This is a genomic window from Stutzerimonas stutzeri, assembly GCF_000219605.1.
GTDB lineage: Bacteria > Pseudomonadota > Gammaproteobacteria > Pseudomonadales > Pseudomonadaceae > Stutzerimonas > Stutzerimonas stutzeri.
On the sequence record NC_015740.1, the window covers coordinates 3,706,576 to 3,730,789 of the forward strand.

The 24,214-nt window shown below is 65.0% G+C and carries 18 protein-coding genes and 1 pseudogene; 7 read left to right on the forward strand and 12 right to left on the reverse strand.

Annotated features, from left to right (window positions below):
* Positions 1 to 7: 7 nt before the first annotated feature.
* Positions 8 to 3,685 carry a BREX system P-loop protein BrxC gene (brxC, locus tag PSTAB_RS17095; RefSeq protein WP_232244016.1) on the forward strand — a complete coding sequence of 1,226 codons (3,678 nt, stop codon included), beginning with the start codon at positions 8 to 10 and terminating at the stop codon, positions 3,683 to 3,685.
* Positions 3,686 to 3,711: 26 nt separating this feature from the next.
* The gene (locus PSTAB_RS17100) at positions 3,712 to 3,969 is read left to right on the forward strand and encodes a hypothetical protein (protein ID WP_013983937.1); all 258 of its coding nucleotides are present in this window, start codon (positions 3,712 to 3,714) and stop codon (positions 3,967 to 3,969) included.
* A gap of 182 nt (positions 3,970 to 4,151) precedes the next feature.
* On the opposite strand, the gene istB is transcribed toward PSTAB_RS17100, so the two are convergent.
* On the reverse strand, positions 4,152 to 4,955 hold the full coding sequence (istB, locus tag PSTAB_RS17105) for an IS21-like element ISPst3 family helper ATPase IstB (protein WP_013983152.1): 804 nt from the start codon (positions 4,953 to 4,955) through the stop codon (positions 4,152 to 4,154).
* Positions 4,948 to 6,447 carry an IS21-like element ISPst3 family transposase gene (gene istA, locus PSTAB_RS17110; protein WP_148263437.1) on the reverse strand — a complete coding sequence of 500 codons (1,500 nt, stop codon included), beginning with the start codon at positions 6,445 to 6,447 and terminating at the stop codon, positions 4,948 to 4,950. Before istA ends, istB begins: the two co-directional genes overlap by 8 nt.
* A 115-nt stretch (positions 6,448 to 6,562) precedes the next feature.
* On the opposite strand from istA, the pseudogene PSTAB_RS22115 reads away from it, so the two are divergent.
* Together PSTAB_RS22115 and PSTAB_RS17115 are read left to right on the forward strand one after the other, a co-directional pair.
* A pseudogene (locus PSTAB_RS22115) lies at positions 6,563 to 6,673 on the forward strand (hypothetical protein); the annotation flags it as partial.
* Between the two features lie 12 nt (positions 6,674 to 6,685).
* Entirely contained in the window at positions 6,686 to 7,129 is a 444-nt protein-coding gene (locus tag PSTAB_RS17115; protein ID WP_335324193.1) for a response regulator, read from the forward strand.
* A gap of 75 nt (positions 7,130 to 7,204) precedes the next feature.
* On the opposite strand, the gene malK is transcribed toward PSTAB_RS17115, so the two are convergent.
* The 3 genes from malK to PSTAB_RS17130 all read right to left on the reverse strand — a co-directional run bounded on the left by malK (position 7,205) and on the right by PSTAB_RS17130 (position 10,720).
* Positions 7,205 to 8,320, reverse strand: coding sequence for a maltose/maltodextrin ABC transporter ATP-binding protein MalK (gene malK, locus PSTAB_RS17120; RefSeq protein ID WP_013983939.1), 1,116 nt, complete (start codon positions 8,318 to 8,320; stop codon positions 7,205 to 7,207).
* Between the two features lie 75 nt (positions 8,321 to 8,395).
* Positions 8,396 to 10,024 (reverse strand): alpha-glucosidase, encoded by a 1,629-nt coding sequence (locus PSTAB_RS17125; RefSeq protein WP_013983940.1) that lies wholly within the window; start codon positions 10,022 to 10,024, stop codon positions 8,396 to 8,398.
* A 147-nt stretch (positions 10,025 to 10,171) separates the two neighbouring features.
* Positions 10,172 to 10,720 (reverse strand): sugar O-acetyltransferase, encoded by a 549-nt coding sequence (locus tag PSTAB_RS17130; RefSeq protein ID WP_013983941.1) that lies wholly within the window; start codon positions 10,718 to 10,720, stop codon positions 10,172 to 10,174.
* A gap of 164 nt (positions 10,721 to 10,884) precedes the next feature.
* On the opposite strand from PSTAB_RS17130, the gene PSTAB_RS17135 reads away from it, so the two are divergent.
* On the forward strand, positions 10,885 to 11,508 hold the full coding sequence (locus tag PSTAB_RS17135; protein ID WP_013983942.1) for a glutathione S-transferase family protein: 624 nt from the start codon (positions 10,885 to 10,887) through the stop codon (positions 11,506 to 11,508).
* A gap of 46 nt (positions 11,509 to 11,554) precedes the next feature.
* Here PSTAB_RS17135 and PSTAB_RS21975 read toward each other — a convergent pair whose 3' ends face one another.
* The 6 genes from PSTAB_RS21975 to malE form a co-directional block, all read right to left on the reverse strand.
* Positions 11,555 to 11,821 (reverse strand): hypothetical protein, encoded by a 267-nt coding sequence (locus PSTAB_RS21975; protein WP_232244018.1) that lies wholly within the window; start codon positions 11,819 to 11,821, stop codon positions 11,555 to 11,557.
* On the reverse strand, positions 11,821 to 11,970 hold the full coding sequence (locus PSTAB_RS21980; protein WP_013983944.1) for a hypothetical protein: 150 nt from the start codon (positions 11,968 to 11,970) through the stop codon (positions 11,821 to 11,823). The genes PSTAB_RS21975 and PSTAB_RS21980 overlap by 1 nt, the downstream gene beginning before the upstream one ends.
* A 136-nt stretch (positions 11,971 to 12,106) precedes the next feature.
* Entirely contained in the window at positions 12,107 to 14,854 is a 2,748-nt protein-coding gene (gene malT, locus PSTAB_RS17145) for an HTH-type transcriptional regulator MalT (protein WP_013983945.1), read from the reverse strand.
* Positions 14,855 to 14,947: 93 nt separating this feature from the next.
* Positions 14,948 to 15,838 carry a maltose ABC transporter permease MalG gene (malG, locus tag PSTAB_RS17150; protein ID WP_013983946.1) on the reverse strand — a complete coding sequence of 297 codons (891 nt, stop codon included), beginning with the start codon at positions 15,836 to 15,838 and terminating at the stop codon, positions 14,948 to 14,950.
* 10 nt (positions 15,839 to 15,848) lie between these two features.
* Positions 15,849 to 17,414, reverse strand: coding sequence for a maltose ABC transporter permease MalF (gene malF, locus PSTAB_RS17155; protein ID WP_013983947.1), 1,566 nt, complete (start codon positions 17,412 to 17,414; stop codon positions 15,849 to 15,851).
* Between the two features lie 67 nt (positions 17,415 to 17,481).
* The gene (malE, locus tag PSTAB_RS17160; protein WP_013983948.1) at positions 17,482 to 18,669 is read right to left on the reverse strand and encodes a maltose/maltodextrin ABC transporter substrate-binding protein MalE; all 1,188 of its coding nucleotides are present in this window, start codon (positions 18,667 to 18,669) and stop codon (positions 17,482 to 17,484) included.
* Positions 18,670 to 18,919: 250 nt separating this feature from the next.
* Here malE and PSTAB_RS17165 point away from each other — a divergent pair, with 250 nt between their 5' ends.
* Positions 18,920 to 20,992, forward strand: a complete 2,073-nt coding sequence (locus PSTAB_RS17165) for an alpha-amylase (protein ID WP_013983949.1) — start codon at positions 18,920 to 18,922, stop codon at positions 20,990 to 20,992.
* A complete protein-coding gene (locus PSTAB_RS17170) occupies positions 20,989 to 22,101 on the forward strand; it encodes a protein kinase family protein (RefSeq protein ID WP_013983950.1) in 1,113 nt (370 codons plus the stop codon). The genes PSTAB_RS17165 and PSTAB_RS17170 overlap by 4 nt, the downstream gene beginning before the upstream one ends.
* Before the next feature lie 182 nt (positions 22,102 to 22,283).
* Here the strand turns inward: PSTAB_RS17170 and mta are convergent, their stop codons facing one another.
* Complete coding sequence (mta, locus tag PSTAB_RS17175; RefSeq protein ID WP_013983951.1) at positions 22,284 to 23,945, reverse strand: glucan 1,4-alpha-maltotetraohydrolase; 1,662 nt, start codon at positions 23,943 to 23,945, stop codon at positions 22,284 to 22,286.
* Between the last annotated feature and the right edge of the window lie 269 nt (positions 23,946 to 24,214).

Below are 24,214 nucleotides of genomic sequence, written 5' to 3' on the forward strand. Positions count from 1 at the left end.
AAGGATGATGGCCGTGAGCATTAAAGAAATCTTCTTCAAGGAACTCGACCGCCCGATTAACGGTGTGGTCAAGGCGGACCAGGCAGACGACGCCACCGTGCACCAGGAGCTCGACGAATACGTCGTGACCAACGAGCTGGAAAAACACTTCCGCAGCTTCTTCGAGTCCTACAGCACCGACCTCAGCGATCCCTCCATCGCCAACCGAGTGGGCGTATGGATCAGCGGTTTTTTTGGTTCAGGTAAGTCGCACTTCCTGAAAACGCTGTCTTACCTGCTGGCCAACATTGAAGCCCATGATGCAAAGGGCAACAGCAAGCGCGCCGTTGCCTTCTTCGACCAGAACAAAGTGCGCGACGCCATGATCCGCGCCGACATCGACAAGGCTGTCGCCAACAGCGCCGATGTCATCCTGTTCAACATCGACAGCAAGGCCAGCTCCAACGACGCAGGCAACCCAATCCTCAACGTCTTTCTGCGCGTATTCAACGAACATCAGGGCTTCAGCGGTGACCACCCGCACATCGCCCACATGGAGCGCCACCTCACTCAGCGCGGCGTGTATGAGCAGTTCAAGCAAGCCTTCAACGCAGCCACAGGCCTGGAGTGGGTCGATGAGCGTGACGGTTACCAGTTCTACCAGGACGATATCGAAAAGGCGCTCGCCAGCGCTTTAGGCCTCTCTGCCGAAGCCGCGCACAAGTGGTTTGAAGCCTCAGAGCAAACCTTCAGCGTGTCGGTGGAAAACTTCTGCAACTGGGTGAAGGAATACCTCGATACTCAGCCTGCCAAGCACCGTGTGCTGTTCCTGGTCGACGAAGTGGGCCAGTTCATCGGCAGCGACACCCGCCTGATGCTTACCCTGCAAACCATTACCGAAAATCTCGGCACCATCTGCAAAGGCCGCGCCTGGATCATCGTCACCTCCCAGGCCGATATGGATGCCGTGCTCGGCGAGCTGTCCGCCACCAAAGCCAATGACTTTTCCAAGATTGCCGGGCGCTTCAAAACTCGCCTGTCGCTTTCCAGCTCCAACACCGACGAAGTCATCCAGAAACGTCTGCTACGCAAAACAGAAGCTGCCGAGGCGGAACTGCGCGCGCTCTGGGAGCAAAAGGGCGACATCCTGCGCAACCAGATCACCTTCGACCGCTCTGGCCCAACGCTGAAGAATTACGACGGCCCAGACAGCTTTGTCGCCAACTACCCGTTTGCGCCTTACCACTTCCAACTGGTGCAAAAAGTCTTCGAGGAAATTCGCAAGGTCGGTGCCACCGGGGCGCACCTGGCCTATGGCGAACGTTCCATGCTCGATGCCTTCCAGATGGCCGCCCTGTCACTCAAGGACAAACCCTTGGGCGCGTTGGTGCCCATGTACAGTTTTTACCGTGCGGTGGAAGGCTTCCTCGACACCGCCGTCAAGCGCACCATCGACCAGGCCAGTGAAAGTGAAGTACTCGATGACTTCGACGTACAGATCCTGCGCACCCTGTTCATGATTCGCTATGTCGATTTGATCAAAGGCACGCTCGACAACCTGGTCACCCTGTCCATCGAAGAGGTCGACACCGACAAGCTTGCCCTGCGTCGCCGGCTTGAAGGCACCCTGCAGCGCCTGGAAAAGGAAAACCTGGTCATCCGCAACGGTGACGAGTTCGTCTTCCTCACCAACGAAGAGCGCGACATCACCCGCAAGATCAAGGCCACCGAAATCGCCTCCTCGGACGAGAACAAGGCACTGGCCGAGCTGATCTACAAGGACCTGCTCAAGGACAAGAACAAGTTCCGCTACAACCTGACCAAGACCGACTACAGCATCGGCCGCTTCCTCGACGGCCATAGCCTGGAAGGCCGCTACGAGCAGGATCTTCGCGTCGAGGTTATCTCTCCGCTAGATCCGGACTACGCGCTGTATGGTGAAGCCGGTTGCCTCAACAAGAGCAACGAAGCCCCAGCTGGCCTCGCACTGTTCAAACTCCCCGACAGCAGCGAGCTGTTCGGCGAGCTGCGCATTTGGCTCAAAACCAACAAATTTATTCGCCTCAACAACGATGACAATCAGCCGGATCTCAGCCGCATCCTGTCCGACCGTGGCCGTGAGAACCAGGAGCGTAAAAAACGCCTGCGTCTGATGCTCGAAGCGCTGCTGGAGCGTGCTGAAATTTACGCTCTCGGCCAGCACCTCAAACTCAGCGGCAACAATATCCAGACCCGCTTCGACGAAGCCTGCCAATACCTACTGGAGAACACTTACAACAAGCTTGGCTACCTGCGCGTCTTGCAACAGGAGCCCGAGCGCGAACTGCATGCCGTACTGCACAGTGATGACATCGCCCAGCTTGGCCTAACCCTGGATGGGGAAGACGGCAACGCCCAAGCCATCAAAGAGGTCGAGCAATTCATCACCCTGCGTGCCTCCGGTAATGACCGCCTGCTCGTGTCAGACATCGTCGAGCGCTTCAACAAGCGTCCGTTCGGCTGGCCTGATGGCGAAATCCTCCTGTTGATCGGCCGCCTCGCTGCCGCCGGGCGGATTTCCTTCCATGTTGCTGGCCCCAGCCTCGCATTGCCGGATGCTTTCGAATACCTGACCAACAGCCGCAAGCGTCGGGAAATCTCGGTGCAGAAAAAGCGCCAGACCGATGAGGTATTGCTCAAGAAAGCCCGCAATCTCAGTCAGGATCTGTTCAACGCCCTAGGCCCGGCCGGTGAGAAAGAGCTCTATGCCTTCTACCGCAGCCGCCTGGAAACCTGGCTCTCCGAACTCAAGAGTTACAAGAGCAAGGTTGATGTCGGTCGCTTCCCAGGCAAAAGCACAATCGAGAAGTCTCTGCTGACCCTACAGCGTCTGCTGGGCAACAGCGATAGCGTCGACTTCTTCAAGGAGGTGGTCGACAACCAGAACGACTACCTCGACCTCGAAGAGGATTACCGCGACCTCAACGAATTTTTCACCAACCAGTTGCACAGCTGGCAGCAGCTGCAACAGGCCCTGCGTCGCTTCGAAAAAAACCGCAACGCCCTGGAGAAGAATGACAGTGCCCGCAAGGCAATGGCCGAACTTCAGGCCATCGAAAGCCATGCCAGCCCATACAACCAGCTGCACAAAATCTCTGGTTTGGTAGAAACCGTTGAGACAGTCAACGTCAGCATCCTCACCGAACAGCGCGAGCAGGCGCTGGCAGCGATAGACCAGAAGATCGCCCTGCTGCAGGCCGAAATCGCCAAGAGCGGCATCGAAAGCGCTGAGCTAAGCAATCGCCTACTGCGCCCACTGCAGCTGCTTAAAGCCGAAGCCGAGACTGAAACCAGCCTGGCCCACATTTACCAACTGGAAAGCCAAACCGCCGAAGAGCGCCTGCAAGACGGCATCTTCGAGCTGGAGCGCGCCATTCAAGCCGAGGTGGATCGCCAGCAAAAGCTGCAGCAGCAAGCTGAAAAAGCCGCGCAGCAAGCGGCCCAAGGTAGCAACCAGGTCAAGGAAGAGCGCACGCCGCCTCCCGTTCCGGTCAAGCCTGTCGCCCCACCCAAGCCAGTGGTCGAAATTGCGGCCACCAGCGTTTTCAACAAGCTGGGTAATGGCGTCTACCTTGAGGCCCAGGCCGACGTGGATCGTTTCCTCAGCGCCTTGAAAGCAGAGCTAGATGCACAGATTCAACAAGGCAAACGTATTCGGCTGCGCTAGCCAGACACCAAGGATTGGAGCGTTGTATGGACAGACTGGAAAAGATAGAAGCCCGCCGACTGATTCTGAGTTGGAAGGACCGCTGGACGCAGACAACACAGCAGCGCCTCGAAGTCGAGTCGCGGCAGCTGCAGGGCGAGCTGCACGCCAAAATCGACCAAATCAGTTTTTGGGATGCACTTTTTTCCGGCCGGTATCTGCGCAACACCATTCAGCCGCTCTTTACCGAGTGGTGCCAAACCAAAGCCACGGAATTGAGAATGGCGGCAGAGTGTTGGCGCTGATGGAAAATTGACCCACCCTGCCGATTGAAATTTGACCCAGGGCGGATTGCTGATTTTGTTACCAGCAACTGTGGATAAGTCTACCAGCGCAGCTGCTGTTGCCCCCACTCCTTCGCTAGCCCAGTTCAGTTGTTTAAGACCTGCCACACGCAGCCATGTAGCAGGCCGTCGTCGCCATGAAATCAGAACGACTCATCGTCCTCCGGTTCCTGGCCGCCCTTACGCTTTCGCTCCCGTGATTTGATCTTGGCCTGGGCCGCCAAGCTACTGTGTTGCAGGCGATAGGACTCGTTACCGGTTTCGACGATGTGGCAGTGGTGGGTCAGCCGATCCAGCAGGGCGGTGGTCATCTTGGCGTCGCCGAACACGCTCGACCATTCGGCGAAGCTCAGGTTGGTGGTGATCACCACGCTGGTGTGTTCGTACAGCTTGGACAGCAGGTGAAACAGCAACGCACCGCCAGCCTGGCTGAACGGCAGATAACCCAGTTCGTCGAGGATGACCAGATCCATGCGCAGCAGTGCCTGGGCGATCCGCCCGGCTTTGCCGTCGTGTTTTTCGCGCTCCAGCAGATTGACCAGATCGACCGTGGAGTAGAAGCGCACGCGCTTACCGTGCCGGGTGATGCCGGACACGGCCAGCGCGGTGGCTAGGTGGGTTTTGCCGGTGCCTGGGCCACCGATCAGCACCACGTTCTGCGCGGTGTCGGTAAAGCTCAGGTTGGCCAGCTCGCTGATCAAGCGAGCGTCGGCGCTGGAGGCGCTGAAGTCGAAGCCGGCCAGATCGCGGTGCATCGGCAGCTTGGCCATGTTCATCTGGTGGCTCACCGAGCGCATGGCGCGATCTGTGTGCTCTTGTTCCAGCAGGTGTTCGAGCAGCCACTTGGACGAGGCTGTGTTCGACTCACCCTGAGCAGTTAACTCCGCCCAGGCCGTGGCCATGCCGTGCAGGCGCAGCTCCTTGAGTTCCGCCATCAAATCACGCATGACCGACCTCCTCGGCCTGGCCACGCAGGCGGTCGTAGCGCGCCGTGTTAGCGACGGGGGCTTCCTTGAGCGACAAGTGGGTTTCGACGCTGGGTGGTGGTTCGGTCGCGGCCAGGCGCGCCACGACATTGAGGATGTGTTCGGCGCTCAGGCTGCCGCTTTCCAGTACCAGCTCAACAGCCACCAGCACCGCATCGAGCCCGGCGACTGGTACGGCAGCCAGAACTTGCGCCATGATCCGGTCACCGCCGGCATGACGCCCCAGACCGTGCTTAAGCTGACGCAGCGGCGCCGGCAGATCAGCAAAGGGCGCGCCGTTGCGCAGCGCACCGGGCTTGCGTTCGATCAGCGGGAGGTAGTGCTGCCAGTCATAGCTGACCTGGTCGCGATCCAGCAAGCGGACATGGCTGGCGATCAGCGCGTCGTCAGCCACCACCTCGATTCGCGTCGGATACAAACGGCTGCTGACCCACTTACCCGCGTACTCACACGGCACCGAGTAGCGGTTGCGCCCGACGCTGACCAGGCAGGTGCTGGAGACCCGCGCAGGCCGCTCGACGTAACCGTCGAATGGCGCTGGCACAGGCATCAGTTCAGCGTGCTCCAACTCCAGCACTTCGGCCACACTCAGACCGCTGTATTGAGGGTGCGTCAGCTCGTTCCAAAGCGCGCGGCAGCGCTGGCCCAGCCAGGCATTGAGTTCCTCGAAGGAGTGAAACTGGCAGTCCTGGGCGTCTAGCCAGATACGCCTGCGGCTGTCTTGCACGTTCTTTTCAACGATGCCCTTTTCCCAACCAGCGGCGACGTTGCAGAAGTCCGGATCAAGCAGGTAATGCGCGCACATCACCGCAAAGCGTGCATTCACCGCCCGGCCTTTGCCCTTATTGACCTTGTCGACGGCGGTCTTCATGTTGTCGTAGATGCCCCGGCGCGGCACGCCGCCCAAGGCGCCGAACGAGCGTGTATGGGCGTCAAATAACATCTCATGGCCCTGGCTCGGATACGCCACAAGCCAGAACGCACGGCTGGCACACAGCTTCAGATGTGCCACCTGCATACGCCGGTAAATGCCGCCGACCAGCAAGCCTTCCTCGCTCCAGTCAAACTGAAACGCCTCGCCAAGAGCAAAGGTCAGTGGCACAAAGGCCTGCGACGCCTTGTCCTGTCCCCCTCGCCAGGCACGGATAAACGCGGTGAGCTGGCTGTAGCCACCGTCATAACCATCGGCTTTGATTTGCGCCAACAGCGCCTTGGCACTGCGCCGCTGTTGCTTGGGGCGCAGCGAATCGGCTTTTAGCGCCTGCTCCAGCGTGGCGTGAAAAGGGCTGAGTTTGTTGAAGATCGCGCGGCGTTGGTAGACCGGCGGCTTGGCCTCAGGTGCTCTGACCCACTTGCGAATCGTGTTGCGCGCCAACCCGGTGCGCTTGGCTATCTCATGCAGCGACAGCTTGTCGCGGAAATACATCCGGCGAATTTTGCCCATCATTTCCATACTGATCACCCTGTGTTCTCCTGCTCAAAAATTGAGCAGAAGCAGTTGAACACCTGGGTCAGTTTTCAGTCGGCAGAACAGCCTCTACTGGGTCAGTTTTCGGTCAGCGGCAACAGTCGGCGAAGGGACTGGCCTGGGCCTGGCCCAGGTCTATGGTTTCGCCCGCCAATCCGGCGGGACGGTGTCGATCCAGAGCGAGCTCGGCAAGGGAACCCGCGTGTCCTTGCTGCTACCGCGCATGGAACAGGCTGTCTGCGCCATACCGGAGGATCAGGATGCGTCCGTGCGGGCCGGCCGCCCGGCACGGGTGCTGGTGGTCGATGATGACGCCGAAGTGCGCGAAGCGATGGTCGCGATGCTCGATGAGCTGGGTTATCAGGTCGACGAAGCACCTTCGGCGGATGACGCGCTGGCGAGGCTGGCCGACCGGCGTCAGCCGGCCATCGACATCCTCCTGTCGGATGTAGTCATGCCTGGGCGGCTGGATGGTGTCGGCCTCGCCGAAGAAGTGCAGCGGCTCTATCCAACGATCCCGATCATCCTCGCATCCGGGTACACCACGCGGATTGCCACCGAGCCGGCGGTCAGGGTGCTGGCGAAACCGTTCAGCCATCAGGCCCTGGCCGAGACCCTGTCGGAAATCCTCGACTCGAATACGCCCGCGCCTCCCGCCGCGCCGTGAGCGCCCGGGCAGGCGCCACGCGTGCGAGGGTCGGTTCGCTCCCCTCCTTCCGTCGCTCCGCCCTGCCGCAGCCCCTTACCCGTAGATGGCCGGCTCCCGATAGTGCCGGGTGCACGCCTCGCCGTTCTCGCGGAACAGGTGGCACTTGTCGGCCTTGAGGCCGGCGGCGAAGGTCTCGCCCTCGGTGACGCGCAGGTTGCCGTCGACGCAGAGGGTGATCACATCCTGCAGACGTTCAAGGGTGAGGTGCAGCAGGTTGTACTGGCCCAGGCGCTCGGCCACGGTGATCTGGCCATGGAACGTGAAATCGGCCTGATCCGGCATGACGAAGTGCTCCGGGCGAATGCCCAGGGTGAGCGGGTCGCCGGGGCTCACCGCGCTGCCGTCCACCGGCAGGGTCAGCGGGAAGCCGCTGGGCAGTTCGATGGTGACAGCCTCGGGGCTGGCGGAAATGGCCCTCACGTCGACGAAGTTCATCTGCGGCGAGCCGAGGAAGCCGGCGACGAAGCGGTTCTGCGGGTAGTGATAAAGGTGCAGCGGCTGACCGACCTGGGCAATCTCGCCGGCGTTGAGCACGACGATCTTGTCGGCCAGGGTCATGGCTTCGACCTGATCGTGGGTCACGTAGATCATGGTGGAGCGGATGCGCTGGTGCAGGCGGGCGATCTCGATGCGCATCTGCACGCGGAGGAAGGCATCGAGGTTCGACAACGGTTCGTCGAACAGGAAAACCTTCGGCTCGCGGACCATGGTGCGACCGATGGCGACACGCTGGCGCTGACCGCCGGAGAGGTCCTTGGGCTTGCGTTCGAGCAGCTTGTCCAACTGCAGGATCGCCGCGGCCGCCTCGACGCGACGCGCGATCTCGCGTTTCTCGACACTGGCAAGCTTGAGGCCGAAGGCCATGTTCTCGGCCACTGTCATGTGCGGATAGAGCGCGTAGGACTGGAACACCATGCCCACCGAACGGTCCTTGGGGGGCAGGTCGTTGACGCGCTGGTTGTCGATGAACAGGTCACCGGAGGTGATGTCCTCGAGCCCGGCGATCAGCCGCAGCAGGGTGGACTTGCCGCAGCCGGAGGGGCCGACGAAGACGACGAACTCACCGTCTTCGATATCCAGGTCGATATGCCGGGTAATGGGCGTACCGTCGTAACTCTTGCAGATGTCGCGCAGCGTGACACTGGCCATCGTTGTTGTTCTCCGTAGATGTCGCCATGCACTTCGTTCGTTCGCAGCGGCGGGCCGCCCCGCCGCTGCCGGCCCCTACCGCGCCAGCCGCGCGTAGCCGAAGCCGTGCGCCGGCAACCGCGCCCAGTGGTCATCGTACTCGGCGAAACTCGCCGGCACGTCCACCAGCGGCACCGCCTGTGCCGGCAGCTCGTAGCTGCGTGGCAGGTCGCCGAGGTTGAACAGGCACAACCAGGCTTCCTCGCCCAGCCGGCGCTCGAATACCAGCAGGGCGTCGTCATGGTAGACCATGCGGATGTCGCCCTCGATCAGCAGGCGCTGCTCGCGCCGCCAGCCGAGGAAGCGCCGGTAGCAGTTGAGCATCGAATGCGGGTCGGCATCCTGCGCGGCCACCGACAGCGAGCGGTGCGAGTCGTCCACCGGCAGCCACGGCTGGCTGCCAGTGAAGCCGGCGTGATGCGCCTCGCTCTCCCAGGGCATCGGCGTGCGGCAGCCGTCGCGGCCCTTGAATTCCGGCCAGAAGGTGATGCCGTACGGATCGACCAGATCTTCATAGCGCAGTTCCGCCTCCGGCAGACCCAGCTCCTCGCCCTGATAGAGGCAGACGCTGCCGCGCAGGGACAGCAGCAACGCCATCAGCACGCGGCCGCGCTCCGGATCGGGCCGGCCGTCGAGCGCCCAGCGGGTCATCACCCGCACCACATCGTGGTTGCCCATGGACCAGCACGACCAGCCATCGGCCAGCTCGCGCTCGATGCCCTCCACCGTGCGGCGGATATAGGCCGGGCTGCACTGTTCGGTCAGCAGGTCGAAGGAATAGGCCATGTGCAGGGTGTCGCCGCCACTGGTGTAGGCGGCCATGGTGCGCAGGGATTCGTCGCAGCCGATCTCGGCCACCGACGAAGCGCCGGGGTAACGCTGCAGCAGGGCGCGCAGGCGGCGCAGGAAGGCCAGGTTTTCCGGACGGGTCTTGTCGTAGATGTGCCGCTGGTAAGCGTAGGGGTTGTCCACGCGCACGCCGATACTGCCCTCGCGGATCTCCAGGTTCGGCGGGTTGTCGCGCAACTCGAGGTCGTGGAAGTAGAAGTTGGCGGCGTCCAGGCGGAAGCCGTCCACGCCGAGCTTGAGCCAGAACTCCATGTCATCGAGCAACTGATCCTGCACGGCCGGGCAGTGGAAATTCAGGTCCGGCTGGCTGGATAGGAAATTGTGCAGGTAGTACTGCCGGCGCCGGCTGTCCCAGCTCCACGCGGGGCCGCCGAAAACCGAGAGCCAGTTGTTCGGCACGGTGCCATCCGGCTTGGGGTCGGCCCAGACGTACCAGTCGGCCTTGTCGTTGTCGCGGCTGGAGCGGCTCTCCACGAACCAGGGGTGCTGGTCCGAGGAATGGTTGAGCACCTGGTCGATCAGCACACGCATGCCGCGCTCGTGGCAGGCTTCCACCAGCCGGACGAAGTCATCCAGCGAGCCGAACAGCGGGTCGACGCCGCGGTAGTCGGCCACGTCGTAGCCGAAATCCTTCATCGGCGAAGTGAAGAAGGGCGACAGCCAGATGGCGTCGACGTTGAGGCTGGCGATGTAGTCCAGCTTGTGCAGCACGCCGGGCAGGTCGCCCACGCCATCGCCGTTGCTGTCGAAGAAGCTGCGCGGGTAGACCTGATAGATCACCCCGCCGCGCCACCAGTTCTGAAGTTGCTCGGACATACCACGTACCTTGAGTGAGCGTGAAGACGGGGCCACTCTAGGTGCGGCAAGCGGTCGCAACATCCTCCGGCGGCGGGCGGACGCAGGCGTAACAGGCGGGCGTAGCTGGCCTGCCGAGCGAGGGCGTAGAGCGACCCGGCGAGCCGGTCAGCGCACCCGCGCCGGGTTGCCGACCACGATGGCGCCGGCCGGCACGTCGCGGGTGACCACGCTGCCGGCACCGATCACCGCATCGTCGCCCACCGTCACACCCGGGAGGATGATCGCCCCGCCACCGACCCAGACGTTGCGACCGATATGGATCGGCCGACCGAACTCCACGCCCGAACGACGCGCCTCGGGGTCACGCGGATGGTCGGCGGTGTAGAGCTGCACCGCCGGCCCGATCTGCGCACCGGCGCCGATGTGCACCTCGACCACATCGAGAATCACACAGTTGAAATTGAGAAAGGCGCCTTCGCCCAGGTGGATGTTGTAGCCGTAGTCGCAGTGGAACGGCGGACGGATCACCGCGCCGGCACCGACCGAGGCCAGCCGCTCGGCCAGCAGCACCCGGCGCTCGTCCGGCGAGGCTGCCAGCGCTGCGTTGTAGCGCACCATCCAGGCCTTGGCCGCGGCCTGGTCGGCGAGGATTTCCGGGTCGCCTGGGTGGTACAGCTCGCCCGCCAGCATCTTCTGTTTCTCGCTCATCGCCATGGCAACGCCTCCTTCGCTGAAAGCCCGAGGGTGCCACAGCGCCCGGCGCGCCTTCCTCCTCCCTGACGGTCGCTAGCGGATGAGACGATCGACGGTCGCGCCTTCGCATTAACCGCCGGGCTCGACTAGGGTTGTTGCACCTCTCCCCGTCCGGAGCACTGCCCGTGAAACTGATCGGTCGCTACATGTCGCCATTCGTCCGCCGCGTCGGCGTCAGCTTGCATCTGCTGGATATACCGTTCACCAACGAGCCCCTCAGCGTTCTGACGGATAGTCTGAAGATCCGCGAATACTCGCCGCTGGGTCGAGTGCCCGCCTTGGTGCTGGACGATGGCCGGGTGCTGATCGACAGCAACGCCATCCTCGACCATTTCGATCAGCAGGCGGGCGCCGAGCGAGCGCTGCTGCCCCTGTCCGGCGCCGAGCGCAGCGAGGCGATGAACCTGCTGGCCTTCGCCGTCGGTGCCTGCGAGAAAACCGTGGCGGCGTACTACGAACGCGATCGTCGGCCGGAAGGACTGGTGTGGGACGATTGGTACCGCCATTGCGAAGACCAGGCGCGTGGCGCGCTGGCCTTGCTGGACGCACGCCAGGCCGAGCGCGGCGAGCGGCCCTTGCTGGGCGAACGCATGAGCCAGGTGGATATCAGCGCGGTGGTCGCCTATGACTTCGCCCGCCTTACCCTGCCCGACACGCTGGCGCCGGACGGCGCATTCCCCCACCTGGCCTCAGCGTCTCAACGCGCCAACACCCTGCCCGCCTTCGCTCAGACGCAGTGGAAGGGCTGAGCGGCGCACCGCAGGCGCGGGCTAACAGTACGCAGCCCCGACGTACTCAGCGCGGCGCGCGAACCTGCGCCACCACCTCGTCCAGGGTCGGGTTGGCCTTGCCCATGCCATTGAAGAACACCGCTGGGATGCCACCGTTGAGCACCGCAACGGTACGCTGCAGCTGCGCCTGCTGTTCGGCGCTGGGGTTGGTCGTCTCGGTACTGAAGTGACTGGAACGCTGCACGGCGATGCCCATGCGGGTCAGCCCAGCCGCCAGCTCGTCGGCCCGCCGTGCGGCGTCGGAGGGGCAGTTGACCGGTGCGAAGACCATCACCACGCCCGAGCGCGCGCCACCGGGACGAACCCCGAGGGGCTGCTTGCCGTGCCTGCCTGGAGCAGCGCCTCCTGCTGATGCCCGCTCCACAGCTTGTAGCCGAGACCCAGGACGGCGGCGATAAACAGGACGCGGGTCAGGCTCATGGGCGGCCCCCGGCGTGCAGTGCGGCGCCGGGCGCACGCCGGCCGGTTCGCTGAGCTGTCTTCATCATCCGCCACGTCCCTGTTGTGCTGTACGGACAGCGAGCATAGCCGCTCGCCCGGGCGGCGGCGAGCGGCCCTACTCGCCCTGAATCTTGCTCAACAGGTCGCGCGCCAGCTGCACCGCTTCGCTGCGGTGGGTGATGTTGAGCTTCTGGTAGAGGCTGCGGATGTGCGTCTTGATGGTGGTCGGCGCGACGTTGAGGTGATCGGCGATCTGCTCGTTGGACTGCCCCGCGTGGATCAGGCTCAGCACCTGCCATTCGCGCCGGGTCAGCGGCGAACGGCGGATCAGCTCGGGCACGTCGGGGCGGTTGATGATGTCCTGGATCACCGCCTCGTCCAGCGTGATGCGAATGGCGCGGCTGAAATCGCGCTGCTGCTGCGCCAGCTGGATCAAGCGCGCGGCGCGCTGGGCCTCGGCTTCATCGAGGGTGCGCTCGTGCAGCAGGCACTTGAGCATGCCGATGATCGGCTTGCCGACGCGCAGGAAGCTGCCGATCGCGCCACTGCCGCTGGCCAGGGTCATGGCTCGCTGCAGGTGGTCCAGTGCCTGCTGGCGCTCCTCGCGCAACCAGTGCAGCTGCGCCAGGAGGATATGGTTGCGGTTGCGGTCCATGATCAGGCCGTGGCGCTCGGCATCGGTCAGCAGCTGGCGCAGGATCGGCAGGGCGCGCTCCAGCTGCCCCAGCGCCAGGTGGGCACGGGCGTGATTGCGTGCATTGAGCTGGGCGAAATGGTTGGCGCCGCCGCACACCGGCGGCGCACTGAGCAGCCACTGGCGGATCGCCTCGCGATCCTGGCTGGAGTCCCAGTAGGCGAGCATGATCGCGTGGGCATTGGCCAGCCAGTCGATGTGGTAGCGGTCGTCGGCGAGCATCGTCTGCAACTGGGCGATGTAGTCGGCGCAGGCGTGCTGCTGGCCGCGGGCGTAGGCGACGCCGGCCAGCAGCGCGTAACTTTGCAGGCGCCAGCGTGGGTCGTCCAGTTCGTCGAGTATCTGGATACCCTGCAGCGCGCACTGCTCGGCAGCGTCCAGCTGGTGCCACTCCAGCAGCACCTGTCCGCGCACTCGGTAGATGAACTCGACGATGGGCGTGGCCTGCAGATTCTGCTGCTCGATGTACTGAATGGCGCGCTCCTGCAGGGTATAGGCCTTTTGCAGATGGCCCTGGGCGATGGCGATTTCCGACAGCTGGCCGAGGCTCCAGACCACCAGGTGCGAGGCGTTGATCTCCCGCGCGCGGCGCTCGGCTTCCTCGTACTGTTTCTGCGCCTGCGGCAGTTCGCCCTGGACGAAATGCGCCTCGGCCAGGCCCGACATCGCCGCTACCCGTGAGGTGCGCATGATCAGCGGCTCGCGGGTCAACGCCTCCCGCGCCAGGGCGATGGCGCGCTGCTCGTCGCCCTGGTTCATCGCCACCTGCGCGCGTACGGCATTGAACTCGCAGACGATACGCGCCCAGTCCTGCTCCGAGCAGCTGCGCTGCAGCGCCAGCTCGCCGGCCTTGAACCAGCGCTCGACATGATCGAACTGATAGGAGTTCTGCGACACCCAGGCCTGCAGCAGGGTGAGCAGCGGCGAGCCGGCGATCACCGGTTCCGGCAGGGTTTCCAGGCACTGTTGCAACAACCCGAGACGACCCTGGCGATAGAACGCCCGGCCGTGGCGCTGCAGGATCTCGTCGACCTGCTGCGGGTCGCTGGCCTGCACGGCATGGCGCGCGGCTTCCTCGGGCATGTTCTCGGCCAGCAGCGCGGAGGCCGCACGCAAGTGCAGCTGGTTGACCCGCTGCGGCTGGTGGGTGCGCAGCTCGCCCTGCAGGAACACGGCGAACAGCGGGTGATAGCTGTACCAGCGGCGCAGGCTGTCCAGCGGCTGGATGAACAGGCCGCCACGCTCGAGCCGTTCGAGCATCTCGCGGCCGTGACAGGCTTCGGTGAGGCGATCGGCCAGGGCGGCGTCGAAGCGGTCGAGCAGGCAGGTCGCCTCGAGAAAACCGCGCAGGTCCTCGGGCAGCCCCTCGATCACCTGTTCGCGCATGTAGTCGCGGATGTCCGGGTGGCCGAGCTGCAGGTTCTCCAGGAACAGGTCCATGCCGCGGCTGGTCTGCACCTCCTGCAGGGCCAGCTGCAGCGCGCAGGGCCAGCCACCGATGCGGCGGTTGAGACGTTCGACCTGCTCGCGGTTGATGCTTGCCGGCACACCCAGTTCCAGCAGCGCCTGTACCTCGTCATCCTCGAAGGCCAGCTGGCGCGCGTCGAGCAACAGCAGCTGGTGCTTGACCCGCAGCTCGGCGACACCCAGTTCGGGCAGGCGACGACTGCACACCAGCAGGGTCATCCAGCTCGGCATGTGGCGCAGGAAGAAGCGCAGGCCGGCGATCAGCTCGGCGTCATTCAGCACCTCGAACTCGTCGAGCACGATCAGGATGGCCTCGTGCTCGTCCGGCAGCTCGGCCAGCAACTGGGTGAACAACGCGTCCAGCGATACCCGGCCCTGCTCGGCCAGCGCCACGGACAGAGGACAGCCGGCGTCCAGCTGGCGGTCCAGCGCCTGGGTCAGGTAGCGACCGAACTGCAGCCCCAGGTTGTCGCTGGCATGCAGCTGGAACCAGGCGATACGCCCATCGAAGGCCCGCGCCCACTGCGCCGCCAGGGTGGTCTTGCCGAAACCGCTGGCGGCATGCAGCACCGCCAGGCGCACCTGCGGCAGGCGCTGCTGCCACTCGTCCAGGCGCGGCCGTTCGAGCAGGCCCGGCGGCAACATGGGAATCGCCAGCTTGGTGGGGATCAATGGCAGCAGTGGTGGCATCGCGGCATTCATGGACGGTTCCCTGTTCTTGTTCTTGTCGTGGTCTGGCGCACCGGTTCGCACCGCTCCCGCTCCCCGGTTCCGCGCCTCGTTCAACTCAGGTGGTCAGCCCTTCACCCCGCCGGCGGTCAGGCCACCGACGATCCACCTCTGGCAGTAGAGGAACACGGCGGTGATGGGCAGGCCGGAGAGTACCGCGGCGGCGGCGAAGTCGCCCCACAGGTAGTTCTGCGGGTAGAGGTACTGCTGCGCGCCGACCGAGAGGGTGAGCTTGTCCACGTCCATCAGCAGCACCGAGGCGATGGGGTATTCGGTGACGCTGGTGATGAAGGCGAGGATGAACACCACCGCCAGGATCGGCACGCTCATCGGCAGCAGGATATGGAAGAACGCCTGCCAGGTGGTCGCCCCATCGACGATGGCAGCCTCCTCCAGCGAGGCGTCGATGCTCTCGAAGTAGCCCTTGATGGTCCAGATGTGCAGCGCCATGCCGCCCAGCGAGGCGACGATCACCGCGCCGTGGCTGTTCACCCCGAGCCAGCTGACGTGCTGGCCGAGCTGGTCGAACAGGGCGTAGATCGCCACCAGCGAGAGCACCGGCGGGAACATCTGGAAGATCAGCATGCCTTTGAGGATCGGCGCCTTGCCGCCGAAGCGCATGCGCGCGAAGGCGTAGGCGCTGGTGGTCGACAGGAGCAGGATCAGCGCCGAACTGACCAGGGCGATCTTCACCGAGTTCCACAGCCACAGCAGCACCGGGAACGGCGGGTTCGTCACGCTGCCGTCCTCGTGGGTGTAGGGGATGCCGAGGGCCAGCGACCAGTGCTCCAGCGTCGGGTTCTCGGGGAACAGGCTGCCGGTGGCGAAGTTGCCCTCGCGAAAGGAGATCGACACCACCATCAGCAGCGGGAAGAGGATTGCCGCGACGAAGGCCAGCAGCGCCGCGTGGGTCGCCCAGAGCCGGTAACGCGCGGATTTCGGTTGCACCATGGCCATGACCGTCTCCTTATACCTTCACTTTCGAGAGTTTGAGATTCAGCAGCGCCATGGCACCGACGAGGATGAAGATCATCGTGGCGATGGCCGCGGCAAGGGCGAAGTCCTGCCCGGAATCCTGGAAGGCGATGCGGTAGGTGTAGCTGACCAGCAGGTCCGTGGTGCCGGCCGGTGTGGTCGCGCCGATGATGTCCGGGCCGCCACGGGTCAGCAGGGTGATCAGCACGAAGTTGTTGAAGTTGAAGGCGAAGCAGGCGATCAACAGCGGCATCAGCGGCTTGATCAGCTGCGGCAGGGTAATGCGCAGCAGGTTGTCCAGCGGACTGGCGCCATCGATCGCCGAGGCCTCGTACTGATCCCGCGGGATGGCCTGCAGCAGGCCCATGCACAGCAGCAGCATGTAGGGATAGCCGAGCCAGGTGTTGACGATGAGGATCATCGTGCGTGCCAGGGTCGGGTCGCTGAACCAGTCCGGACGGATGCCGAACAACCCCTCGAGCAGCAGGTTGATCTCGCCGAAGTTCTGGTTGAACAGCCCGCGGAACACCAGGATGGAAATGAACCCCGGGACCGCATACGGCTGGATCAGCATCAGCCGGTAGAAGGCCTTGCCGCGCACCAGTTCCCATTGCAGCAGGCTGGCCAGCACCAGCCCCACGGCGAGGGTGAAGACCACGGTGAGCCCGGCGAAGGCGAAGGTCCAGGCGAAGATCTGCACGAAGGGTTCACGGATGCTCGGCTCGCTCAGCACCCGGGTGAAGTTGGCGAAGCCGGCGAACACGGTGAAGCCCGGCGGCACCGCCTTGCCCGTCTCGTCCACATAGAAGCCGCGCTCCATGTCGGCGGTCAGGCGTGCACCGCTGCGGGTGTCGACCAGCACACCGGGGCCGTCCTGCCGGTAGACCGGTTCCACCGCGGCGACCTCACGCAGGCCGTACAAGCGCAGCAGGCTGCCGTCCGGTGCCTGTAGTACCCATTGCTCCAGCGCCTTGCGCCGCTGGATCACGTCGCGCACCGGCAGCGCCTCGCCCAGCCCCTCGACGCCCTCGGCCGGCTGCAGCGTCAGCGGCGCCTGCGGGTCCGGCTCGCCGGTCAGCGGCGGGCTGACGAACACACCCAGTTCGCCCTTGTCGATGCGCAGACGCTCGCCATCAGGGCTTGGATGCAGGGTGAAACGGAAGCGCTCGCCGGCCAGGTAGGTCTGGCTCAGGTGGTAGCGCTCCACCTGGGTCTGGCTGAGCAGATTGCTGCCGCTGTAATTGGTGAAGCCGATGCCCACCGTGTACAGCAGCGGGAAAATGACGAACACCAGCATCCCGGCCACCGACGGGAAGATGTAGCGCTGCGCGTACATCCGCCGGTTGATGAACAGGTAGCTGGCGATCCCGGTCACCACCAGCCCGAGCAGGGCGAAGGCCATCTGCCCCTGCACGTAGAGCGCGACCACCAGGTACAGCGCAAAGGCGTTGAAGGTCAGCCACGCCAGCCAGCGCAGGCCGTTGGTCAGGGAGCGGGGCAGGCCCCGGGAGGTCGTACGGGTCATGGCTGGGCTGGGCAACTCGGCACGGGCATTCACGGGAGCGGAACCTTTGAGAACGGAGCATAGTCCGCCGGCGCGCCCGAGGCGGCGGCCGGCGACGGGTTCAACGGGTGATGCGCTTGGCGGCATCGTCCAGGGCGGCGTCGACGTCCTGTCGGCCGGAGGTGATGTTGGTCAGCGCGGCGGCCATGGATGACCAGAACGCGCCCATCTCCGGCACGTTGGGCATCGGCTCGCCCATCTGCGCGTTCTCGAAGGTCGCCTTGATGTGCGGATTGCTCGACAGCTCTTCCATGTAGGCGGTGTTGGCCACCGCACCCAGCGGCACGTCGGCGTTCACAGTCTTCAGGCCGTCGACCTCGAGCAGGTAGTTCTCGAGAAACTCCACGGCCAGGTCCTTGTTCGGGCTGGCGGCGTTGAGCAGCGCGGCGGCGACGCCGACGAAAGGCTTGCCCGCCTCGCCATCGATGGCGGGAATCGGCGCCACTCCGAAATCGATGCCGCTCTTCTCGATGTTCGACCAGGCCCAGGGGCCGCTGATCATCATCGCCGAGTCACCCTTGTTGAAGGCTGCCTCGGCCACGCTGTAATCGGCCCCCTTGGGCATCACGCCCTTGTCGATCAGCTCGCGCAGCACCTTGGCTCCGGCCTTGGCGCCGGCGTTGTTGACCCCGGTGGATTTGACGTTGTAGCCGCCGTCGGTCTGCTCGAACACATAGCCGCCCTTGGCCGACAGCAGCGGCCAGGTGAAGTAGGTGTTGTTGTAGTCCCAGAGGATGGCGCGCTTGCCCTGGGCGGCGAGCTTCTCGTTCAGCGCCAGGACGTCGTCGAAGCTCTTGGGCGGAGTATCGACCAGGGCCTTGTTGTAGATCAGGCCGATGGTTTCCACCGAGATCGGGTAGCCCCACAGTTTGTTGTCGTAGGTCACCGCCTGCCAGGAGAAGTCGGCGATACCGGACTTGGTCTCGGCGCTGGGGGTGACCGGGGTGAGCAGGCCGCTCTTGGCCCACTCGCCGATACGGTCGTGGGCCCAGATGAAGATGTCCGGGCCGTTGCCGGTGGCCGCCGCCTGCTGGAACTTGTCGGTGGCGCTGTCCGGGTGGGCCACCTCGACCGGGATGCCGGTCTCGGCAGTGAACCGCTTACCGACCTCGGCCAGGCCCTTGTAACCCTTGTCGCCGTTGATCCAGACGACCAGCTTGCCTTCCTCGATCGCTGCCAGGGCCGGCAGCGGCAGGCTGAAGGTGGCCGCCAGGCCAATGGTGGCGAGACACCAGAATTTAGTGTTCATGCTTCGCGTTCCTCGTGGCTTCTTGTTTTTTGTTCCACCCGCTGCCGGCCTTTGGCTCTGGCAGTCGTTCCATCCTCGGCACCTGACGCGCCATCTGCATCCTCCCCTTCGGGGGCACCGAGGGCGTAGAAGCGGGGCGTAGATCGTTCGGCTCAGCTGCGCGAAATACGCCAGGTGATTCAGGCTTACGCCTATACCTGGCTGGCAACGCGCGGTCAAATGTGGCGAAAAAGCACAATGGAGCTTCTCGATGCGTGCCAACCGCCTGCCTGCCCTGCTGCCGCTGCTCTGCTTCGCCCTGCCGCTCTCCGCCCTGGCTGACCCCGAACTGGCCGCCCGACTGGACGACCAGCCGCTGGCGCTGAGCTGGAATGCGCTGGCCAGCGACCGTTACGACATCGAGCTCAGTCTCGCGCCCGGCCAGTTGCAGTTGCGCATGCCTCAGGCCGGCGACGAGGCCGTGCCGCTCGCGCCCTTTCGCCGCCAGCCGCTTGGCAGAGACAGCGCCTACCGCTACGAAGTGCCCGAGGCCGGTCGCTATCGGCTGATCGTCGAGACCGGCGCCGCGCCGGCCCTGCGTCTGCTGCCGATCAAACCCGCCGCTCCGGTGGCAGCCGCCGCGACCTGCAAGCCCTGGGATGGCCGCGAGGTGGAGCTGGCGGTCAGCGAGGTCTTCGGCGAAGGCGAGACCCTGCGCGACGCCTTGTCCGGCGCCACCGCGGTGGTCCGCGACGGCCGGGTCAGGCTGCAACCCGCCGCCAGCAGTGACGGTCTGCTGCTGCTCGAACGCGCCGAATCGCCCGAGCAGCCGATCGCACGCGACTGGCGCAACGCGATCGTCTACTTCGTGCTCACCGACCGCTTCGCCAACGGTGATCCAGGCAACGACCGCAGCTATGGCCGCGAGCCGGATGGCGCCGAGGAGATCGGCACCTTCCACGGTGGCGACCTCAAGGGGCTGACCAAGCGCCTCGACCATATCGCCAGCCTCGGCGTCGATGCGCTATGGATCAGCGCGCCGTACGAGCAGATCCACGGCTGGGTCGGCGGCGGCGATCGCGGCGACTTCCGCCACTACGGTTACCACGGCTACTACGCGCTGGACTTCACCCAGCTCGACGCCAACATGGGCAGCGAGAACGACCTGCGTGCCCTCATCAGCAAGGCCCATGCCCGCGGCATCCGCGTGCTGTTCGACGTGGTGCTCAACCATCCGGGCTATTCCACCCTGCAGGACATGCAGCAGCTCGGCTTCGGCGCCCTGCGCGACGGCATGGCCGAGTATCTGCCCGAGCAGTGGAGCGCCTGGCAGCCGGAAGCCCACGAGAACCTGCACGCCTACCACAACCTGGTGGATTACGAGCACCCGAGCTGGGCCGCCTGGTGGGGCCGTGACTGGGTCCGTGCCGGCATCGCCGACTACGACACGCCGCCCAGCAGCACCGTCGATCCACTCAAGGGCTCGCTGGCCTTTCTGCCGGATTTCCGTACCGAGTCCGAGGCGGTCGTCGCGCTGCCGGAATTTCTCGCGCACAAGGCGCAAACCCGTGCCGAGCCACGCGAAGGCTACCGGGTGCGCGACTACCTGATCGAATGGCTGACCGGCTGGGTCCGCGAGTTCGGCGTCGACGGCTTTCGTGCCGACACCGTCAAGCACGTCGAGCCGTCGACCTGGGCCGAGTTGCGCGTGGCGGCCGAGCGCGCCCGCGCCGACTGGGCCCGCGCCAACCCGGACGACCCCATGGCCGGCGAGCCTTTCTGGATGGTCGGCGAAGTGTTCGGCCACGGCCCAGAGGCCAGCGACTATCTCGACCAGGGTTTCGATGCGTTGATCAACTTCGCCTTCCAGGATCAGGCGCTGGCCGCCAGCGACTGCCTGGCCGCCGCCGAGCCCAGTTACGCCGACTACGCCAGGCGCCTGGCCGAGACGCCCGGGCACAACCTGCTGAGCTACGCCTCGTCCCATGACACGGCGCTGTTCAACCAGCTGGCCAAGGGCGACCTGGCGCACCAGCGCGGTCTCGCCGCCGCCCTGCTGCTGGCGCCCGGCGCGGTGCAGATCTACTACGGCGACGAAAGCGCCCGCAGCTTTGGCCCCAGCGGTTCGGACCCGTATCAGGGCACGCGCAGCTCGATGAACTGGGCCGAGCACCAGCGACCCGAGATTGCTGGATTGATCGAGCACTGGCAGCGGATTGGTCAGTTCCGTACGCGCCATCCAGCCATCGGCGCGGGTGAACACAAACTGCTTTCTTCCGGCCAGCCCTATGCCTTCGCCCGCGAGCTGGGCGAGGACAAGGTCATCGTGGTGCAGGCCCGATGAGTACCGCATCCCTGACCGCAGCGGCACGGCGCCAGGCCCAGCTGGCCTTTCTCGCCAGCGGCACCGAGTTTCGCCTGGGCCGCGCGGAGGATTGCCCGCTGCCACCGGAACAACTGGCGGTGGTACGTGGCGACGAGCCCTGGGTACGCGCCTGCCTCGACGACGGGCTGACCGCTCGGGTCTACCGCGTGCAGCTGGCCGGGCGCGACTGGGCGCTGAAGGTCGCCCGGCGGCCCTGTCGTGTGCAGAACCCGGACGGCCAGGCGAGTTTCCTCAACGAGCTGCAGCGCCGCCGCGACCTGGCCCGGCTGATGCGCACACCGGAGCAGGCCGAACGCCTGGCCGGCATCGTGCCGACGCAGTATGCCTCGCTGCAGCAGGGCATCGTGCTGTCGCCCTGGGTCGAAGGCCGGCGCATCGAGCGCTGGGACGAGCGACAGCTGGTCGAGCTGTTCGACCTGCTGATCGCGCTGGTGCTGGCCGGCCTGTTCGAATGGGATCTGGCGCCAGGCAACACCCTGGACGATGGCCGCATCCGCCTGTTCGATTTCGGCTACCTCTACCCCTTCGACCCGCTGCGTCAGTACAACAGCGACGGCCTCGCCTCGCCGGGGTTTCATCCGGCCGAACGCTTCGAGACGCGCCAGCTGTTCGCCTGCCTCCTGCGGCTGGAACAGCAAAGCGAGGCTTGGGCACTGGCCGATTTCGAGCAGGAGAAACGCATCGCGCTGGATGCCTACCAGCGTCTGCATCGAGAGCTGACCGCCCGCGGCGCAAGCGAGACGGTATCGGGCTGGCTGAGCGACCTGATGCGTGGCTGGCGCAACGCACTGGCCGGTGATCCGGGCGGGCTGTACCTGCAGGAGGCCTGGCGCTCGCATTGGCTGGACGTGAAGGACGACCTCAGCGGGCAGAGCTGCACGCCACTGACCCTGCAGCGCCTGGCCTGGCTCCGGGATAAAGCCACTGCCCTGCATGCCGACCTGCTCGCCAGCGGCGCGCTGGCCAACGCGCGCAACCCCGGCCGCGATGCCTTGCTCGACGAGCTGCGCCAGGCCGAAGCCCAGGCGATTCGCTGGCAGCTGGGCGATACGCAGAATGCCGGATAGCCGTGAGTGACGCGCCGCGGACCCGACGGAAGCTGACTGACCGCAGTGCTGCGTTGTTTGGCTGATGCCCACCGAGCCCGGAGCGGCGCGGCTGCGCACATAGATCTGGACCCAGCCCCGTAAGGAGGCCAACAAAAAGCCCGCCTCACATCGGCGAGGCGGGCCGTCGCTACCGCTTGCGGCTAGAACCGCCCCGCCGTGGTGGCACCCTCGGTGGGCTTCACGCTGTTGTTGGCCCCGCCCTGCCATTGCCGCACCAGCGTTGCATTGGCCTCGTTGCGGATCAGGCACTTCCATTCCACGTTCTGGCCGGCCGGCAGCGAGATGCGGCCCTTCCAGGTCGGGTAGCCGCTGGTATCGGTCAGCCGCACCGCAGAGGCCGGGCTCCAGTTGCCGAGCTGGCTGACGTTGCCCACCGCGTAGACGCTGTCGCCGGGTTGCGTCACACCGTTGTCGCAGCGGAAGTTCACGCTGACCAGGGCACCGGGCTCACCGCCGCCATTGTCACCGCCACCACTGCCGGCGCCGGTGCGCCAGACCCGCACCTGGCCATTGCTGGTATTGACTGCTTCGCTGAAGCTGCCGCTGGCGACCTGGCCGGGATTGCTCAGGTTGGAATTGAGCGCCACCACCAGGGTCTGCTGACTGCCGGTGACGGTGGCGACGAGGCCGCTGTAGCCGCTGTGGAAGCTGATCGCCGAATCGGCACGCACGCCAGCGGCGCGACGCACCTGGATCAGCTGGCGGATGAAGTCGCGGTAGCCCCAATCGTACATGTGCGACCAGTACACCACCGGCGTGCCGGGGCTGGTCAGAATGTACGCGTAGGCCTGACGGATCAGCCCGTCCTGCAGCGGCCAGTGATGCTGCCCACCGTTCTGCCCGGGCGAGTAGCCGGTGTCGTGGTTGTCGACAAAGGTCACTGCCACCTCGCGCCAGCGCGGATCGGGGTTGCCGTTAAGGCCGTTCTTCCAGTCGGCGATCGAGCCGTTCTGCATGCGCTCCTTGAGGGCGAAGTCGAACACCGGGCACTTGGCCCGATCGGACCAGTCCTTGATGATCTGCTGCCAGCTCGCCGTGTTGCGCCAGTCCCAGCTGGGATATTCAGAAGGGCCTTTCCACAGCTCGCCGACGCAGAAGCTGTTGTCGGCACTGTCGGTCATCCAGCTGTTGACCCGCTCCGGGGCGAAGCCGCGGACGAAATCGAAGCGGAAGCCGCCGGCGCCGTACTGGCTGCGCAGGTTGGCGAACTCGTCGCGGAACATGCCATAGACCTGCGGATGGCCGGTATTGAGGTCGGCATCGCCACCGACGAAACGATCGCCGTCGTCGCAGTCGTTGGGGTAGTTGCCCGGGTCGGCGCAGTCGTTGCGCCAGAAGCCCTGGCCAGCCGGCAGGTTGATTTCCTTGTTCGGGTAGCCGCGGTTCATGTGGTTGGGCACCACGTCGTAGAGCACCTTCACCCCGGCACCGCCGAGCGCACCGGCCGCCTGACGCAGCTGGGCATCGCTGCCGTAGCGGCCGTTCTTGTTGAAGTCGTGCCAGAAGTAGCCTTCGCCGCCGCCGGACTTGCCGCCTTCGCTCCAGCTGGAGAAGTCACGCCAGGGCACCGGCATCCAGATTGCCGAGAAGCCGTCGGCCGCGATCGTCGAGGCCTGTTGGCGGAGGATGTTGTACCAGTCGTTGGGCGCTTCGCGGACGACGTTCCAGTGGAAGCCCTGGAGGATGATTTCGTCGCCGCCGTGGTAGCGCACCCCGGCCGGGCTCTTGCCGGCCTGATCGGCCAGTACGGGAAACGGCAGCAGGACCGCCGCCAATACGGCGGCACGCAGGATGTGGCTCATCGCAATACTCCGGTTCTTGTGCTTGTTCGGGTATCCGACGGCAAGGCCGCCGGACGAGGATGAACGCCGGCCGGGTCTTCGACCGGCACCCGCAGGCTGCCCCTGCACGCCCCGGCCACCAACCTCCCCCGCCCAGTTGCAGCCGGCGTAGTGGCCAGGCCGAAGGCCCCTGGCAATCATCTGCGCCCTGCCGGGCGTAGCCCCGCCCGGGGGATTACGCCGCACTCATCCTGATTACGCCCTCGAGCTGCGCCAGCGAAATCTCTGGT